Genomic DNA, 17,731 nt, shown 5'->3' with positions numbered 1-17,731 from the left:
TTCGCCGCTCGTGTACCCCGAAGGGCCTTACCGCTCGACTTGCATGTGTTAAGCACGCCGCCAGCGTTCGTCCTGAGCCAGGATCAAACTCTCCATTAAAGGTCTTCAATCCTGACCGGCCCACCCCAGAAGGGTGAACCCATCAAAGGAACCCCGAACACCCGGATCAAACCAGGGTGTCCAACGGGGCCAAAACAAACATGGCACAAAGAATGTCATACACGCGCTGTTGAGTTCTCAAGAAGCAACCGCTCACCGGGTACAAACCCCGGACCCACTCAATCGGCAGGCCCGCAAGGGCTCTTCCCACAAGGGGCGGATCAATCTCCGCGTTTCCGCTTTGTTGTGCTCTCTACTCTACCCGCTTGTCCCGAGTGCTCGTGACAGTCAGTCGGAGTGGAGCCAACCGACTTCGGACGCAGGCGTAACCGCCAGCTTCGTTCGGTCGGTGTTGAGAACTCTACCGGCTCCCGGCAGTGCTTGTTACCGGTTCCGCGAACTCGTCCGGTCCCGGCCGTGGCGGGCGCCGACGCACGCCCCCCACGCGGGGACCGCCATCGGCGCCGCCACCGGCGGCTACGCACGGAACGCGCGCGTCCTACAGCTTCTCGATCGGCGCGTACTTCACCAGGAAGTCCTTCTCGCCGATGTCGGCGCCGAAGTCGATGCGCGCCTTGGTCTTGTCGCCGACGCCCTCCACCAGCAGCACCGTGCCCAGGCCGAAGGAGTCGTGGGTGACCTTGTCCCCCGGCGACAGCGACGGCACGTTCGCGCTCGCGCCCGTGGCCGCCCGGCGCGACGGCGGTTCCACGCGGCGGCGCGGCGCCGCCGCGGCCATCGAGGACTGCGCGCGGCGCCAGTCGATCAGCTCGGCCGGGACCTCGTCCAGGAACCGCGACGGCGGGTTGAACGACGGCGCGCCCCACGCGCTGCGCACGGCCGACCGGGTGAGGTACAGCCGCTCCTGCGCGCGCGTGATCCCGACGTAGGCCAGGCGGCGCTCCTCCTCCAGCTCCGACTTCTCGCCCAGGGTGCGCATGTGCGGGAAGACGCCGTCCTCCAGGCCGGTGAGGAAGACGACGGGGAACTCCAGGCCCTTGGCGGAGTGCAGCGTCATCAGCGTCACGACGCCGCCGCTGTCGTCGGCGTCGGGGATCTGGTCGGTGTCGGCCACCAGCGAGATCTGCTCCAGGAAGTCGACCAGGGTCGGCTCCGGCGCCTCCTGGGCCGCGCCGCCGACGCCGTCACCCTCCCCGTCGCCGACGTCACCGCCGTCAGCTCCCTCGGCGCCGGCCGCCGCCTCCGCGGGCGGTGCCCCGTCACCGTCGCCGCCGTCGCCGTCGACGCCCTCCCCGTCACCGCCGCCGTCGTCGGCGTACAACGGCCCCGTGAACGTGCTCTCGAACTCGCGCGCGACCTCCACGAACTCCTCCAGGTTCTCCACCCGGCTCTCGTCCTGGATGTCCTTGGAGTTGGCGAGTTCGGACAGGTACCCCGTGCGCTCCAGCACCGCCTCCACGATCTCGGCGGGCGACGCCTCCTCGGCGATCTCCTGGAGTTCGTCCAGCAGCGCGACGAAGTCGCGGACCGCGTTGAGGGAGCGGGTGGCCAGCGCCGGCACGGCGTCCTCGGCGCGGCGCAGGGCGCGGGCGAAGGAGATGCGCTCGCGGGCCGCGAACAGCTCGACGGCCTCCTCGGCGCGGTCGCCGATCCCCCGCTTGGGGACGTTGAGGATCCGGCGCAGGCTGACGGTGTCCTCGGGGTTGGCGATCACCCGCAGGTAGGCGAGGATGTCGCGGATCTCCTTGCGCTCGTAGAAGCGCACGCCGCCGACGATGCGGTAGGGCAGGCCGGTGCGGATGAACACGTCCTCGAACACGCGCGACTGCGCGTTGGTGCGGTAGAACACCGCCACCTGGCCGGGCGAGCAGGCGCCCTCGTCGGTCAGCTTGTCGATCTCCTGGACGACGAACGCGGCCTCGTCGTGCTCGTTGTCGGCGACGTAGCCCACGATCGCCGGGCCGTGCCCCTGCTCCGACCACAAATTCTTGGGCGGGCGGTCGGGGTTGCGCTCGATGACGGCGTTGGCCGCGGACAGGATGGTCTGCGTGGAGCGGTAGTTCTGCTCCAGCAGGATCGTGCGGGCCTGGGGGTAGTCGCGCTCGAACTCCAGGATGTTGCGGATGGTGGCGCCGCGGAAGGCGTAGATGGACTGGTCGGCGTCGCCGACCACGCACAGCTCCGAGGGCGGCACGGCGGCGCCGGGGGTGTCCTCGCCCACCAGCAGCCGGACGAGTTCGTACTGGGCGTGGTTGGTGTCCTGGTACTCGTCGACCATGATGTGCCGGAAGCGGCGCCGGTAGTGCTCGGCGACGTCGGGGAACATCTGGAGCAGGTTGACCGTGATCATGATCAGGTCGTCGAAGTCCATGGCGCCGGCCTCGTGCAGCCGCCGCTGGTAGAGCGTGTACGCCTCGGCGAGCTTCTTGTCCTGGGCGCTCTGGGCCTGCTCGCTGAAGGTGTCGTAGTCGACCAGTTCGTTCTTGAGGTTGGAGACCTGCGCGGAGAACGACTTGGGCGGGAACCGCTTGGGGTCGAGGTCCAGCTCCTTGCACACGAGCTGCATCAGCCGGCGGGAGTCGGCGGCGTCGTAGATGGTGAAGCTGCTGGGGTAGCCCAGGCGCCCGGCCTCGCGGCGGAGGATCCGCACGCAGGCGGAGTGGAAGGTCATCACCCACATCGCGTTGGCCACGCGGCCGCCGAGCAGCGCCTCGATGCGCTCCTTCATCTCGGCGGCGGCCTTGTTGGTGAAGGTGATCGCCATCACCTCGCCGGGCCGCACGCCGCGTTCGGCGAGCAGATAGGCGATGCGGTGGGTGAGCACCCTGGTCTTTCCGGAGCCCGCCCCGGCGACGATCAGCAGCGGGCCGCCGGCATGGGTGACGGCGTCGCGCTGCGGAGTGTTCAGACCTTCGAGGAGCGGCGATGCGGTACGGGAGGACGACACGCCTCCCAGGTTACGGGGCGCGGGGGGTGCCCGCTGCCCGACCGGTGAGGCCGCCGCCGGCGCCGGTCCGACCTTGCGCGGCCCGCCTTCGGCGGGGTCCGCGGAAGGGCCGGTCGGGGTGCGGTGAGGCGCGAGGGGGCGCCGATGGCGGTGGAGGGCACCGCCGCCGGGCCGCGGACGGGCGCCGGGCGGGTGCTGTCTACCCTTGTCGGGGCGCGCGGGGCGCAGCCGGTCGCGCCGCCGCCCGCCGACGACGTCGCTGAAGGAGGCACAACGGTGCGGATCTATGTCGACTGCGACCCGGGGATCGACGACGCCATGGCCCTGGCCTACGTCACGGCCCGGCCGGACGTGGAGGTCGTGGGGGTGGGCACCGTCTTCGGCAACAACGGCATCGACGTCACCACGGACAACGCGCTGCGGCTGCTGGAGCTGTACGGCCGCCCCGAGGTGCCGGTGGCGCGCGGCGCCGCCCGGCCGCTGGCGCAGCCGCCCCGCACGGCCGAGCACGTGCACGGCCGCAACGGGCTGGGCGAGGTGGACCTGCCCGCGCCCGCCGGGGCGCCCGTGGACCACTCGGCCGCCGAGATGCTGGTGCGCGCCGCCCGGTCGGCGCCCGGATCGCTGGACGTGCTGGCGCTGGGGCCGCTGACCAACCTCGCGCTGGCGTTGAGCCTGGAGCCGGAGCTGCCCCGGCTGCTGCGCCGGGTGGTGGTGATGGGCGGCGCGGTGCGGGCGCCGGGCAACGTCACGCCGTGGGGCGAGGCCAACGTCGTCAACGACCCCGAGGCGGCCGAGGTGGTGTTCGCGGCCGGGTTCGACACGGTGCTGGTGCCGCTGGACGTCACCATGCGGACGGTGGCCACCGAGGCGTGGCTGGCGGAGCTGAAGACGGTGGCGGGGCGGCGCGCCGAGACGGCGGCGGGGTTCCTGGACTTCTACGCGGGCTGGTACTCCACCGTGTTCGGGGTGCGCCAGTGCGCGATGCACGACCCGCTGGCCGCCGCGGTGCTGCTGGACGAGGCGGTGGCGACGGAGGTCGTGGAGGTGCCGGTGCGGGTGGAGCTGCGCGGGGAGTTCACGCGCGGCATGACCCTGGCCGACATGCGGCTCAACCGCGACGTGGGCGACGGCCGCCCGCCGGTGCGGCTGGTGGGCGCCGCCGACGGCGAGGTGTTCCTGGCGCGGATGCTGGACGCGCTGCGCTGAGGGGCGGGGCCGGGCGCGGGCCGGCCGGTCAGACGAGCTTGCGTGCGGTGGCCCACCGGCTCAGCTCGTGCCGGTTGGAGAGCTGGAGCTTGCGCAGCACCGAGGAGACGTGGGTCTCGACCGTCTTGACCGAGATGAACAGCTCCTTGGCGACCTCCTTGTAGGCGTAGCCGCGGGCGATCAGCCGCAGCACCTCGCGCTCGCGCTGGGTGAGCCGGTCCAGCTCGGGGTCCATGGGCGGGGCGTCGGTGGCCGAGAAGGCGTCGAGCACGAACCCGGCCAGGCGCGGGGAGAACACGGCGTCGCCGTCGGCCACCCGCACGATGGCGTTGGCGAGTTCGCGGCCGGAGATGGTCTTGGTCACGTAGCCGCGCGCGCCGCCGCGCACCACGCCGATGACGTCCTCGGCGGCGTCGGAGACCGACAGGGCCAGGAAGCGGATCTCGGGGTGCTGGGGCAGGACCCGGCGCAGCACCTCGCCACCGCCGCCGCCGGGCAGGTGGACGTCGAGCAGCACCAGGTCGGGGCGCTTTTCGGCGATCTCGCGGACCGCGCTGTCGACGTCGCCCGCCTCGCCGACGACGTCGACGGCGTCGCCCAGCTCGCCGCGCACGCCACTGCGGAAGAGGCGGTGGTCGTCAACGATCACGACGCGCGGCACGGCGGCGCCGGAGGCAAAGGTGCTGTTCTGGTCGTCCACACGTTGGACTGTACCCATCCCCGGCCGGCGGAGGGCATCCCCCCTGCCCGCCCGGGTTCGGCCACACGGCGGACCGCGCCGGCCGGCCGGTGCGCCTGAGGTGGAAGCGGCGGACGGTCCGGGGTGCTACGCCGGTTCGTCCTTCCTCTCCTTCTCCCTCGGCATGCGAAGCTGCACCTCGGTGCCCTCGCCCGGGGCGGTGCGGATGCGGGCGCTGCCGCCGTGGCGTTCCATGCGGCCGAGGATGGAGCCGCGCACGCCCATGCGGTCCTCGGGGATGGCGTCGAGGTCGAAGCCGGCGCCCCGGTCGCGCACGAACACCAGCACCTCCTCCGGTTCCACCTCGCCGAACACCGAGATGCTGTCGGTTCCGGCGTACTTGGCGGCGTTGACCATGGCCTCGCGGGCGGCGCGCAGCTCCGCCTGGACGCCGTCGTCGATGGGGCAGTCGCCCACGCACACGACCTCGATCGGCACGCCGTGGGCCTCCTCCACCTCGGCGGCCACCCGCTCCAGGGCGGCCTTGACCGTGGTCTCGGCGTCGGCGGGCCGCTGGTAGAGCCAACTGCGCAGGGCGCGCTCCTGCACGCGGGCCAGGCGCTGCACCTCGCGCGGGTCCTCGGCGCGGCGCTGGATCAGGGTGAGGGTGTGCAGCACGGAGTCGTGGATGTGGGCCGCCAGTTCGGCGCGCTCCTGGCTGCGGATGCGCTCACGGCGCTCGCGGTCGCGCTCGCGCACCAGGCCGATGATCCACGGCGCGACGATGAGGGAGATCCCCGCGATGATGGTCAGCGCGAACGTGAGCCCGGCGCGCGCGGCGGTGAGCTGCTGCTGGAAGGCGAGGAAGCCGATGGCGCCGATGACCACGAGCAGCACGCCGGCGCCGGTGCGCGCCCAGCTCTTGCCCGACTGCGCCAGCACGGTGCTGGCCATCCACTCCTCGCGCACGGCCGGGTTGGCCTGCTGCCAGAGGATGGTGGCGCCCAGCGCGCCGAAGACCATGAACCACAGCACCGGCTGGAACCAGCCGCCGAACAGCAGCGCGAGGACGCCCAGCCCGCCGGCGAGCGCGCAGTAGGCGATGAGCTGGCTGATGTCGCGGCCCTTGCGCCGCCGGACGGCCTCGGGGTCGGCGGTGTCGGCGGCATCCTCGGTCTCGACCGGGGTGAACAGCACCAGGACGACGTAGACGGCGATCCCGATGCCGCCGAAGGCCAGGGCGAGCAGCGCCAGCCGCGCCACGACGGCGTCGATGCCCAGGTGGCGGGCGAGTCCGGCGCCCACGCCCGCGACGAGCCGGCCGCGGCGCGGCCGGGTCAACTGTGGCGCCGGGGGCGTCCGGGTCGCCGTGTCGGTCACCGTGTCCGTGTCTCCTCGTCCGCAGGTCGGGGTGGCCGCGCCGGCCCGGCGGTGCGCCGGGCCGCTCCCGCCCCGCGCCGGGCGCGGCGGGGTTGTCGCGGTATGTCCTCCAGCATGCCCCCTGCGCGGGCGCGGGGTCATCAGGGGCGCGCCCCGGGTGGGGGCGGCCGCCGCCTCAGGGTGGGGTCAGGGTAGATCCCGATGGGCAGCGGAGCGGGGGGACGGCCAGGATGGGGCACATGCGAGGGACCCGGCGGAAGGCGGTGGGTGCGGACGGTGAGTGACGAGCGAGGGCCGATGGACGGACCGGAGCGGCGGGAGCACGAGGAGCCCGCGGCGCCGGCGGCCGACGACGCCTCCGCCGGCACCGCCGCCGCCGGGACCCCGGGGCCGGACGCATCCGGCGCAACAGGCGTATCCGGCGCGTCCGGCGCGTCCGGCGCGCCCGAGGACCGCTGGGCGCACGGCGCCTCGGGCGCGCCGGGTGCGTCGGATCCCGCCGAGCCGGCGGAGCTGATCCGCGACAACGAGCGGGGCCTGATCACGGGCGTGTGCGCCGGGCTCGGCGCCTACACCCGCATCGACCCCATCGTGTGGCGGATGGCCTTCGCCGTGACCGGGCTGGCCGGGCTCACCGGCCTGCTGCTCTACATCGGCGCGTGGATGACGATGCGCGACCCCAACCGGGGGCCGGCGATGTTCGAGCAGTTGCTGAACCGGCGCATCGCCGAGCGCGCCGTCGTGGCGCTGCTGGGCCTGGGCCTGGCGGTCGCCGCCGCGCTCAGCCTGGTGGGCGGGGTGCGGTGGGGCACGCTGATGCTGGCGACCCCGCTGATCCTGGGCCTGCTGGTGGCCCACAACCGGGGCGTGGACCTGCGCCGCACCTACCGGGAGCTGCCCGGGCTGCTGAAGTCGGCCGAGCCGCCGCCGGCCACGCCCGCGCCCGACCCCAAGCCCGCCTACTACAACCCGGCCCAGCCCTGGGCGCAGGCGCCGGCGGGGCCGGTGGACCTGGCGGTGGTGGCGCGGATCGCCTCGGGGCGCGACGCCGGTCCGGCGCGCGGGGAGGACGACGACGGCGGCGACGCGGAGGGCGACGGGCGCGCCCGGCGGGGGCCGCGCGGCACGTGGCGGGAGCGGCGCGCCGAGCGCCGCGCCCGGCGGGGCACGCGGCTGACGGGCTTCGTGCTGCCGGCGGTCGTGGCGGCCACCGGGATCACGCTCGGCCTGACCGACACCTCCGTCCAGGAGGCCCTGCTGGGTCCGCAGACCGGCCCCCTCTACCTCGGGAGCGTTGTGGTGATCATCGGGGCGGCGCTGCTGCTCGGCACGTGGTTCGGCGACCCGCGCGGGCTGATCGGCCTGGGCGTGGTCGCGACCGCGCTGCTGGTGCTGTCGGCCTCCGTCGACCTCACCGGGCAGCGGTTCGGGGCCGAGGAGTGGCGGCCGCGGTCGGTCGCCGACGTGGAGCGGGGCTACGCGCTGACGGTGGGGGTGGCCGAACTGGACCTCACCGCGCTGCCGCTGGAACCGGGGCAGCGGGTGGACGTGGACGCGTCGGTGCGCTACGGGCGGCTGGAGGTGCTGGTGCCCGAGTACGCCCGGGTGGAGGTGCGCGGAGGCGCCGCCATCGGCGAGGTGCGGGTCGACGGCACCACGCGGTCGGGCACCGGGGTGCGCCTGCGGCGGGTGCTGGAGCCGGTCGCGGACCTGGAGGGCGCCGCCGCGCCGGCCGGGCGGCCGGGCACGGATGGCACGGACGGCGCGGCCGGTGCCGGCGGCGGCCGGGGCGGGGCCGAGGACGCGGCGCCGACGCTGGTGTTGGACCTGGACTCCCGATTCGGCGAACTGGAGGTGCGGCGTGTGGCGGCATAGGACCGACTGGGGTTCGCTCATCGCCGGGCTGCTGTTCATCGCGCTGGGGACGGCGTTCATCCTCGGCGGCCCGGGGCGGTGGGGGCTGGACACCGTGTGGATCGTGCCCGTGGTGGCCGTGGGCCTGGGCATCGCGGGGGTGGCGCGGGCGCTGGCCGCCTCGCGCGACCGGCCCGGCCCCACCGGGGGCGGCCGGCCCCACTGAGCGGAGGGCTGAGCGCGGTCGGCGGCGCGGCGGCGGGGGCGGGGACCTGGGGTCCCGCCCCGGCCGCGCCGTGTTGGGGGTGCCGCCGGGCGGGCATATCCCCACCTGTCGGCGCGGGCGCACCAGCGCCCTCGCCGCCGCGGGCGCGATCGGCGCGCACCGCGCGGCAGGAAGGCGGCACGGAGCATGAGCACCCGGCTGGACGACGAGTTCACGGTCCCCGTTCCCGTGGAGCGGGTGTGGGAGGCGCTGCGCGACGCCCGGCTCGTCGCCGCGTGCGTGCCCGGCGCCACGGTGGAGTCCGCTGAGGGCGGGCGGTCGGCGGGCCGGCTGCGGGTGCGGATCGGCTCAACCACGGTGACCTACCGGGGCGAGGCCGAGTTCACCGAGGCCGACCGCGCCGGATACCGCCTGGTGGTGCGGGCGTCGGGGCGGGAGGCCCGGGGGCCGGGGACGGCCTCGGTGGAGCTGACGGCCCGCCTGCACGAGGCGGCGGACGGCGCGGCGACCCGGGTCGCGGTGTCCGGCGACCTGGTGGCCACCGGCCGCGCCGCCGGGTTCGGCCCCGACGTCCTGGCGGGGGTGGGCGCCCGACTCCTGGCCCGCTTCGCGACCAGACTCACCGCCGAACTGGCCGAAGGCGACGCCGCCGACACGGCCGGCACGGCCGACACCGGGGAGGCCGGGAAGACCGGGGAGACCGCCCCCGACGCCCCGGCGGCGATGCCCGAGGAGGTCACCGCGGCCGAGCGCCACGGCGGCGCGGCGGCCGAGGCCCGGCTGGAGGCGGCGGCGGTGTCCGGCGCGGTCCCCGAGTCGCCCGCTTCCCCCGCCGCGCCCGCACCGGGCGAGCCGGCGTCGGCCCGCCCCCGAGGCGCGGCGGCGCTCGACGACGAGGACGACGGCGAGGACGTTCCCGCCCGCCCGGCGGCGGCGTTTCCGACCGCCGTCACGCGCGCGCTCCCCGTCGCGGCCGCGCTGGTCCTGCTCGCGGCCGTCCTGCGATGGCTCATCCGCCGCCGGCGATAGGCCCCGGCTGCGCTCTCGGCGCGGGGCCGGTGGGTGGCGTGGGGTGGCGTGGGGCTGGCCGGAACCGGCATTTCGTGGCAAGGGTGTCGACAGCCCCGGACGGCTGGGGGAGGCTGGCACGCGAGGCCGCTTGACCGAAAGGCGTTCCCCATGCGTGTCATGCGTGGTCTGCTGCGCACGACCTTCCTGTCGGCCGCCGCCCTCGGTGCGGTGGTGGCGGCTCCGCTGGCGGCGTCGGCCGCGTCGGCGCCGCCGGACTGCCCCGCGAACAGCATCTGCGGCTACACCGAGTACGGATTCCACGGCAAGCTCGTCCCGCTCCAGGCGGGCGCGGGCTGCGTCAACCTGGAGGTGCCGATCCGCTCGATCGCCAACACCTACCCCAGCCCCGGGATCCCCGCCGTGGCGGCGGTCTACGACCTGCCGGACTGCGAGGGCGGCCGGATCGCCCACGTCGGGCAGGGGCAGTCCGACACCATGATCGTCCCGGACGGAGTCAGCGTCTACCTGGTCTGGTAGCGCACCGGCCGGTCCTCTCGCTCCGCCGGGGGACCGGCCCTTTTCCGGCGCGGCCGGCCGCACGGGGCGGATGACGCGCGCACACCCGCCGCGGCACCGCCACCCCACCGGCGCCCACCGGCGCCCACCGGTCCGAGAGTCCGGCGCTGACTCCGGCACGCGCGTTTATGGGACAATATGTTTCAATTCCTCGGCTGAACCGGGAACCCCGGCCGAGGGGCGGCCGTCGGACGGAGTGTCCCCGTCCCCCGGCCCGTCCACCGCCGCGCCGCACCGCCCACACGTTTCCGTGCCGGCAGTGGTATCCGACCGATCGGAGTCCTCCGTGTCCTCAGCACCCCCCGTTCGCCGTGCGTCCCGCCCCCGGCTGTTCCACGGTGTCGCCCCCCTGGCCCTGCTCGCCATGCTGTCCGCACTGCCCGCCGGCTGCGGCGGCGGGGGTGAGGAGCCCGCGCCGTCGCCCTCGCCCTCCGACCAGGCCGCCGAGACCTCCCCCTCGGCCTCGCCCTCCGCCGAGCCCATCGAACTGCCGCAGTCGGTGGAGAACCCGCCCTGGCGCGGCGAGGTCGGCACCAACGACCTCGGTGAACTGACCGTCACCAGCTACAACGACGACCTGTCGCCGGTGCAGCACCAGACCCAGGTCACCTTCAAGTCCGCCACCGCCACCCCGGAGGGCGTGGAGTTCCTGCTGCACTTCCTGTGGAACGTGGCCGAGCCCGAAGGCGAGATCTACCACAGCCAAATCTACGCCGAGTCGGCCGGCGAGCGCTACACCACCGGCGGGGAGGGGGTCCTGACCTCCTACGCCACCGCGCAGTCCACCAGTGAGATGGTCATCGAGCACACCTTCGTGATCCCCGGCGCCCCCGAGTCCGGCGCGATCTTCTTCCAGGGCGCCGACTACGAGGCGGACGGCACCGGCCTGCCGCCCATCGGGGTCTGCTACACGGCCGGCGCCGAGTTCACCACGGAGGGGTGCTCCTGACCCCGCCCGACCGCGCCCCCTCCCCGCCCGCCCCAGGAGTTCCCGTGCCGCCTGCCGAGGACGCCCGCCCCGCCCCGCCGCCCGGGCTCGGCCCCCTCACCGGGACCGACCCCGCCCGCATCGGCCCCTACCGCGTGGCGGGCCGGCTGGGCGCGGGCGGCATGGGCGCGGTCTACGCCGCGCTGGACGACCGCGACACCTGCCTGGCGGTCAAGGTGGTGCACCGCGAGTACGCCGCCGACCCGGTCTTCCGCGCCCGCTTCGCCCGCGAGGTGGAGCTGGTGGGCCGGGTGCGGGCCGCCTGCACCGCCCGGTTCGTGGCCGCCGACACCACGGCCGAGCGGCCGTGGCTGGCCACCGAGTACGTCCCCGGCCCGACGCTGCGCCAACGGGTGCGCGAGCGCGGCCCCCTGGCCGGCGGCATGCTCGTGGCGCTGGCGGCGGGCGTGGCCGAGGCGCTGCACGCCGTGCACGCCGCCGGGATCGTGCACCGCGACCTCAAGCCGGGCAATCTCATCCTGGCCCCCGACGGCCCCAAGGTGCTGGACTTCGGCATCGCGCGGGCGGTGGACGAGAGCGGCATCACCCGCACCGGCGGCCTGGTGGGGACGCCGGGGTGGGTGGCGCCCGAGCGCTACGAGGGCGCCGAGGCCACCGCCCTCTCCGACGTCTTCGCCTGGGGCGCGGTGGTCGCCCTGGCCGCCACGGGGCGCAACCCCTTCGGCGGCGGCCAGGCGCAGACGGTCGCCTACCGCACGCTGCGGGAGGAGCCCGACCTCGACGGGGTGCCCGGTGAGCTGCTGCCGCTGGTGCGGCGGGCGATGGCCAAGGACCCCGCCGCGCGCCCCGGCACCGCCGAACTGCTGCGCGCGCTGGCGCCCGGGCCGGAGGCGGCGCGGGGCGCCGCCGACGAGGAGCCCACGCGGATGGTCACCCGCCTGCTGCGCCAGGAGTGGCACGGGGCCGCCGAGCCGGGCACGGCCCACGACCCCGCCTCCTGGACCGCGCTGGCGCCGCCCCGGCGGCGCCGGGCTCCGCTGGTCGCCGCCTCGGTCGCCGCCGTCCTGGTGGTGGCGGCCGGCGGTGCCTACGCGTCCGGGCTGACCCCGGTGGCGCCGCCGGGCGGCGGGCTGTTCGACGCGGCGGCGGAGGACCCCGGCACAGGCGGCGAGGGCGAAGGGCAGGGCGAGGGCGGACCGGGCACCGGGGAGGGGGAGCCGCCCCCGGCGGCGAGCCCGTCGCAGGCACCCGCCGGGATTCCCGGTATGGAGACGCTGGCCGCCCAGGGCCCCGGCGTGTTCCGGCACACCTCAGCCGAGGGGCGGGCGCGCTACGAGATCACCCTGGAGAGCGCGGCGGCGGCCGGCGCGGGCACCGAGTTCCGCGGCGCGGTGGAGTACCTCGGCGACTCCGGCGAACTGGCGCTGAGCACGGCCGACTTCTTCGTGCCCGACCGGGCGGCCGTGGCCGACCCCGTGGTGGACGCCGCCGACGTCCCCGAGGCGGCGCGGGCCTACCCCGCGCCCCAGGCGGAGATCGGCACCGTCTCCCCCGCCCAGCCGCGCCGGGAGTTCTCCTTCGCGGTGCCCGCCCAGGGGCCGGGCGCGCTCGTGTTCGACCCCGAGGGCGACCTGCCGGCACCCCACCTGTGCTTCCGGACCGACCGGCCCTACGCCGACACCGGCACCGACTTTCTGAACAACCACTGGCGCGCCTGGGACATGTGCGCCGACGGCGACGCCACCTACGACTGAGCCCCGCGCCCGCCCCCCGCCCCCGGCGCCCCCGTTGACACAGCGGAAGGACCGATGTCACTCACCTCCGTCTTCACCACCGGACCGGTTCCCGACCGGCTCGCCCCGCTCCTCGGTGACGACCCGGCCGTGGTCGGCCCCTACCGCCTGGTGGGCCGGATCGGCGCCGGGGGCATGGGCGCCGTCTATGCCGCCGCCGACGCGCGCGGCGCCTGCGTGGCCGTGAAGGTGGTGCACAGCGAGCACGCCGCCGACCCCGACTACCGGGCGCGGTTCGCGCGCGAGGCCGACCTGCTGCGGCGGGTGCGCGGCTCGTGCACGGCGGCCGTGCTGGGCTCCGACACCTCCGGCGGCACCCCGTGGCTGGCCACGGAGTACGTGCCGGGGCCGACCCTGCGCGAGCGGGTGCGCGACGGCGGGCCGCTGTCGGGCGGCATGCTGATGGGCCTGGCGGCGGGGATCGCCGAGGGCCTGGTGGCCGTGCACGCCGCCGGGATCGTGCACCGCGACCTCAAGCCCGGCAACGTGATCCTGTCGCCCACCGGTCCCAAGGTGCTCGACTTCGGCATCGCGCGCTCCGGCGACGAGACCGCCATCACCACCACCGGCGTCCTCGTCGGCACGCCCGGCTGGATCCCGCCGGAGCTGTACCAGGGCGCCGAGCCCGACGCCCGCGCCGACATGTTCGCCTGGGGCGGGCTGGTGGCGTTCGCCGCGACCGGCCGCAACCCCTACGGCACCGGGTCCCCCGACGTGCTGGCGTTCCGGGTGCTGGACGGCCGCCCCGACCTGGAGGGCGTGCCCGACGACCTGCTGCCGCTGGTGGAGCGCGCCATGGCGGTGGACCCGGCGGCGCGCCCCACGGCGGCCGAGGCGCTGGCGGCGGTCACCGCCCTGTGGGGGCGGCGGAGTGGTACCGGGCCGGGCGGCGCCGATGGCGCGCCGACCGCCGTCGAGGAGCCGGCGACCTTGACACGGCTGCTGGACGCGGAGTGGACCGACATCCCGCCGCCCCCGATGGCGCGGCCGGGCCGGGGCGCGCCGAAGGCGCTGGCCGTGCTGGCGGCGGCGGTGAGCCTGGCGCTGGCGGCGGCGGGCGGCTACACCGCCCACACCTACCTGGCCGAGGGCCGCTCCTGGTGGGCGGGCACCGCCGGGGCCGGCGGCGACGCCGGCGCGCACGGCGACGGCGCGGAGGACGGCGCGGAAAGCGCGGAAAGCGGACAGGGCGGGGAGGACGGCGCGGGCGGCGGCGGGGACCCGGCAGAGGACGGCGGCGGGCAGGGCGGCGCCCGGTCGGCGGTCAACGGCCCCTCGGTCACCGCCGTGGACGGCGGCGACACCTTCGTCACCGCCGAGCAGGGCCAGGTCGCCTGGATCGTGCGGATGACCGGGGCCGCCGCCGAGGACGGCGGGGTGCGGTTCACCGCAGTCGCCGCCTACCAGGGCGTGCGCACCGCCCAGCTCACCGCCGCCCAGTTCGCCGTCACCGCCGGGGACCGGGAGCTGCCCGCCGGGGAGGAGCCCCTGACCGGCTTCCTCGACGCGTTCCAGGGCACCGACACCGTCTCGTTCCTGGTGCCCGGAGCGCCGCCCACCGGGGTGCTGACCCTGCGCGGCGCCAACCACGTCGAGGGCGGGCCGGGGGCGCCGCCCATGGGGCTGTGCTACGAGGTCGGGGCCGGGTTCACCGCCGATACCGAAGGATGTGGCTGACGATGGTGTTCGGGCGCTCGCCCTGGCTGCTGGCGGGCGGCGCGGCGGCGGCCGCGCTCACGGCGGGGGCGCTGGCGGCCGGCGGCGGCTACGCGCTGCGCGCGGCGACGGCCGAGGTGTTCGACCCCTTCGCGGCGGCCGCTCAGCCGTCCGCGCCCGGGGGCGGTGGCGGAGGCGGCGAACCGGCGGGCGCGCCGCTGGGCAACGACGCCGGCCTGACCTACACCCGCCTGGACGGGGCCGCCTACCTGCGGGTGGAGGAGGGCCGGCCCGTCGCCCGCATCACCCCCACGGCGGCCGAGGCGGCGGGCGGCGGGGTGGCGCTGACCTTCACCGGCGAGTACCTGGCCGAGGAGGGGGAGCTGGCGCTGGAGCCCGGGCAGTTCTTCCACTTCGCGGCGGGCGGCGCCCCGGCGACCGGCGACGCCGTGGAGCAGGGCACCGTCGTCGGCACCGGGGAGTCGCCCCTGGCCACGCTGTCGCCCGGCGCCCCCGAGCAGGAGTTCACGGTCGTCCTGCCGGGCGCGCCCGAGGCGGGCGCGGTCAGCTACTTCGCCGAGGCCGCCGAGCAGGCCGACCCCTACTACCGGGTGCCGATCTGCTACCGGGTGGGCGGGGACTTCAGCGCCGAGCGCGAGGACTGCGAGGAGGTGCCCGAGGCGTTCGCGCCGGGGTTCTGAGGGCGCGCGCGGCGGTCGGGCGGGACCGGCGTCCACAGGGGGATTTCGGGCCTATAACCCTGCCTGTTCACGGACGTCCCGAGATGCCCGAAAGCATTATGATCATCCCGCATGTCGGCCTATCGACGAGAAAGAACCCTCCATGAGCGCGCAGCCCGGGGCCGATGGTGTGCCCCTCCCCCCTGAACTGCGGCCACTGGCCGGTGACGACCCCCGCGCCATCGGCCCCTACACCGTGGTCGGGCGGCTCGGGCAGGGCGGCATGGGCACCGTGTTCGGCGCGGTGGGCGCCGAGGGCACCTGCATCGCGGTCAAGGTGGTCCACGACCGGTTCGCCGCCGACCCCGCGTTCCGGGAGGCGTTCGCGCGCGAGGTCGAGCTGATGCGGCGGGTGGCGGGCGTGTTCACCGCCGCCGTGCACGCCGCCGACACCGGGGCGGACCGCCCCTGGGTGGCCACCGACTTCGTGCCCGGGGTGACCCTGCACCGGCGCGTCGAGCAGGACGGCCCGCTGGAGCCCGACATGCTCCTGGCGTTCGCCGCCGGCACCGCCGAGGCGCTGACCGCCATCCACGCCGCCGGGATCGTGCACTGCGACGTCAAGCCCGGCAACGTCATGCTCTCCCCCGAGGGGCCGCGCGTCCTGGACTTCGGCATCGCGCGCCCCGCCGGCCGCAGCGCGGCCTCGCGCGCCGCCGGCGCGACCTTCGGCTCGCCGGGCTGGGTGAGCCCCGAGCGCTACCGGGGCGCCGAGCCGGGCACGCCCGCCGACGTGTTCGCGTGGGGCTGCCTGGTGGCCTACGCCGCCACCGGGCGCCCGCCGTTCGGCACCGGCGACGCCCAGGACAAGCGGCGGCGCACCCTCGCGGGCGAGGCCGACCTCGACGGGGTGCCCGCCGCGCTGCGGCCGGTGGTGGAGCTGGCCCTGGCCGCCGACCCCGCGCGGCGGCCCACGGCCGAGAGCGTCTACCGGGGGCTGATCGCGTTCGCCTCCGACGACGACATCACCCGCGTGGAGACCCGCGACCTGGCCCGGCGGCTGCTGGACGTGGTCGGCCGGAGCTGGCGCGGGATCGACGCGAGCTGGCACGACCCCGGGATGTGGCTGGCGGCGGCCCGGTTCGCCGGCGCGGCCGGCGGCGTGGCCCTGGTCGCGGGCGGCGCCGGGCCCGGTACGGGCGGCGCGGCCCTGGGTGCGGGCGGCGCCGGAGCCGGTGCCGGAGTCGCCGGTGCCGGTGCGGGCGGCGCCGGGGCGGGCGCTGCCGGTGCGGGAACCGGCGCGGCGGGCGCCGGCGGGGCCGGGACGGGCGCCGGAGGCGCCGGGCTCGCGGGGGCCGCGGGCGGTGCCGGCGCGGCGGGTGCCACGGGCGCGGGGGGTGCCGGTGCGGCCGGGGGCGCGGCCGCCGCCGGCGGTGCGGCGGGCGGCCTGAAGATCGGCGCGATCGCCGCCTCGGCCGTCATCGCCGTGGGCGGTCTCGGCGCGGGCGGGTACTTCGCCGTGGACGCGCTCTCATCGAACGAGGCGCCGCCCCAGGCCCAGGCCAGCCCCTCGCCGTCGCCGACCCTGGGCACGCCCGACGAGATCGTCGCCGGCATCGTGCGGACGGTGGAGACCGCCGAGAGCTACCGCGCCGTCGAGGCGACCTCGCCCACCGACGGCCTCCCCTCGCAGGTGGAGCACGTGCTGTCCACGGCCGGCGGCGAGCCGGTGTTCCAGACCTCCACGATCACGGGCAGCCCGGAGTCGCCCGAGTTCGCCATGGACCTGATCTACCGCCCCGAGGCCGACACGCTCATCGAGCGCACCTGGGCGCCGGCCGGGCCAACCGACTCCTACGTCGCCTCCTCCACCGCCGTGAACGACGCCGTGCGCTGGCAGAACTCGCGCGCGGTCGTGCTGGCGCCGCTGGAGAGCCTGGCCGCCTCCATGCGGGTCGAGGAGCGCGCCCGCGACGAGGTGGACGGCACGGCGGCGGTGCGCGTCACGGGCACCTTCGACCTGAGCGTGCCCAACGGGGAGTTCCCCTTCGAGGCCGACAACCTCGACTTCAGCCTGTGGACGGCCATGGACGGCAGCCCGCTGCGCCTGGAGTACGAGTTCACCGGCGACGACCCCCTCGCCGCCACCGACTACGTGTGGACCTACGGCGGCTTCGACGGCCTGGACGGCGACCTGTGCGGCGTGGTCGAGGGCGTCCCCTCCGTGGAGCGCGCCCTGCTGGTGCCCACCGATAACGGGATCGACTGCGGCGAGGCCCGCGCCGTCACCGAGGAGTACCTGGCCATGCCCGACGAGCAGAAGGAGGGCACCGGCTACGTCGCCGAGGTGGACGGCTGGACCTGCGGCCTCAGCGCCACCGCCGAAGTCGTCGACCGCCTCTCGGAGTCGGCCGGCACCTGCTACCAGGGGGAGCTGGGCGCCCCGGAGCGCGTGGACCTGGTCCGCCTGGACTGACACCGCGCCCCGCCCCAGCCCCGGCCGCAGGCCGTGAAACGCGGGGGGCGGCGGCCGGGTCCCCCCGGCCGCCGCCCCCACGCATGCGCACACGCGCGGCGCCCGCGCCCGCTAGATCGTTGATGGGGAATTGGTGTCCTGGTCAGTGGTCGTAAGCGATCAATGACCGCTTGACCGGGGCCCCGATCAACCAGTTGTGCCAGATCGCGGCGTTGAGCGCGCACACCCGCTGGCA

Annotated in this window: 13 protein-coding genes, 1 rRNA gene and 1 pseudogene; 10 read left to right on the top strand and 5 right to left on the bottom strand. The window is 75.9% G+C overall.

Annotation, left to right across the window (positions count from 1 at the left end; all coding sequences use genetic code 11):
- Both LG943_RS26495 and LG943_RS26490 read right to left on the bottom strand, forming a co-directional pair.
- Positions 1 to 99 (bottom strand): 16S ribosomal RNA (locus tag LG943_RS26495); the annotation flags it as partial.
- Positions 100 to 598: 499 nt separating this feature from the next.
- A complete protein-coding gene (locus LG943_RS26490) occupies positions 599 to 3,007 on the bottom strand; it encodes a UvrD-helicase domain-containing protein (protein WP_270075107.1) in 2,409 nt (802 codons plus the stop codon).
- Between the two features lie 276 nt (positions 3,008 to 3,283).
- Between LG943_RS26490 and LG943_RS26485 the strand changes: the two genes are divergently transcribed.
- Positions 3,284 to 4,216 (top strand): nucleoside hydrolase, encoded by a 933-nt coding sequence (locus LG943_RS26485; protein ID WP_270075106.1) that lies wholly within the window; start codon positions 3,284 to 3,286, stop codon positions 4,214 to 4,216.
- 28 nt (positions 4,217 to 4,244) lie between these two features.
- Here LG943_RS26485 and LG943_RS26480 read toward each other — a convergent pair whose 3' ends face one another.
- Both LG943_RS26480 and LG943_RS26475 read right to left on the bottom strand, forming a co-directional pair.
- Positions 4,245 to 4,934: a response regulator gene (locus LG943_RS26480; RefSeq protein ID WP_408648661.1), complete on the bottom strand. Its 690-nt coding sequence runs from the start codon at positions 4,932 to 4,934 to the stop codon at positions 4,245 to 4,247.
- Positions 4,935 to 5,042: 108 nt separating this feature from the next.
- Positions 5,043 to 6,275 (bottom strand): ATP-binding protein, encoded by a 1,233-nt coding sequence (locus tag LG943_RS26475; RefSeq protein ID WP_270075104.1) that lies wholly within the window; start codon positions 6,273 to 6,275, stop codon positions 5,043 to 5,045.
- A 276-nt stretch (positions 6,276 to 6,551) separates the two neighbouring features.
- On the opposite strand from LG943_RS26475, the gene LG943_RS26470 reads away from it, so the two are divergent.
- From LG943_RS26470 to LG943_RS26430, 9 genes are all read left to right on the top strand, one after another.
- The gene (locus LG943_RS26470; protein ID WP_270075103.1) at positions 6,552 to 8,150 is read left to right on the top strand and encodes a PspC domain-containing protein; all 1,599 of its coding nucleotides are present in this window, start codon (positions 6,552 to 6,554) and stop codon (positions 8,148 to 8,150) included.
- Entirely contained in the window at positions 8,137 to 8,355 is a 219-nt protein-coding gene (locus LG943_RS26465) for a hypothetical protein (protein WP_270075102.1), read from the top strand. The genes LG943_RS26470 and LG943_RS26465 overlap by 14 nt, the downstream gene beginning before the upstream one ends.
- Before the next feature lie 186 nt (positions 8,356 to 8,541).
- A complete protein-coding gene (locus LG943_RS26460) occupies positions 8,542 to 9,384 on the top strand; it encodes an SRPBCC family protein (RefSeq protein ID WP_270075101.1) in 843 nt (280 codons plus the stop codon).
- 150 nt (positions 9,385 to 9,534) lie between these two features.
- Positions 9,535 to 9,903, top strand: a complete 369-nt coding sequence (locus tag LG943_RS26455; protein ID WP_270075100.1) for a peptidase inhibitor family I36 protein — start codon at positions 9,535 to 9,537, stop codon at positions 9,901 to 9,903.
- Between the two features lie 325 nt (positions 9,904 to 10,228).
- The gene (locus LG943_RS26450; protein WP_270075099.1) at positions 10,229 to 10,891 is read left to right on the top strand and encodes a hypothetical protein; all 663 of its coding nucleotides are present in this window, start codon (positions 10,229 to 10,231) and stop codon (positions 10,889 to 10,891) included.
- A 44-nt stretch (positions 10,892 to 10,935) separates the two neighbouring features.
- Entirely contained in the window at positions 10,936 to 12,645 is a 1,710-nt protein-coding gene (locus LG943_RS26445) for a serine/threonine-protein kinase (RefSeq protein WP_270075098.1), read from the top strand.
- A 54-nt stretch (positions 12,646 to 12,699) separates the two neighbouring features.
- A complete protein-coding gene (locus LG943_RS26440; protein ID WP_270075097.1) occupies positions 12,700 to 14,361 on the top strand; it encodes a serine/threonine-protein kinase in 1,662 nt (553 codons plus the stop codon).
- A 2-nt stretch (positions 14,362 to 14,363) separates the two neighbouring features.
- Positions 14,364 to 15,041 carry a hypothetical protein gene (locus tag LG943_RS26435; protein ID WP_270075096.1) on the top strand — a complete coding sequence of 226 codons (678 nt, stop codon included), beginning with the start codon at positions 14,364 to 14,366 and terminating at the stop codon, positions 15,039 to 15,041.
- 142 nt (positions 15,042 to 15,183) lie between these two features.
- A complete protein-coding gene (locus LG943_RS26430) occupies positions 15,184 to 17,496 on the top strand; it encodes a serine/threonine-protein kinase (protein WP_270075095.1) in 2,313 nt (770 codons plus the stop codon).
- 142 nt (positions 17,497 to 17,638) lie between these two features.
- Here LG943_RS26430 and LG943_RS27830 read toward each other — a convergent pair.
- Positions 17,639 to 17,731: pseudogene (locus LG943_RS27830) on the bottom strand (IS982 family transposase); the annotation flags it as partial.

The sequence above is a fragment of the Streptomonospora mangrovi genome, from assembly GCF_027604915.1.
Taxonomy (GTDB): Bacteria; Actinomycetota; Actinomycetes; order Streptosporangiales; family Streptosporangiaceae; genus Streptomonospora; species Streptomonospora mangrovi.
This window is presented reverse-complemented; position numbering and strand designations above follow the sequence as displayed.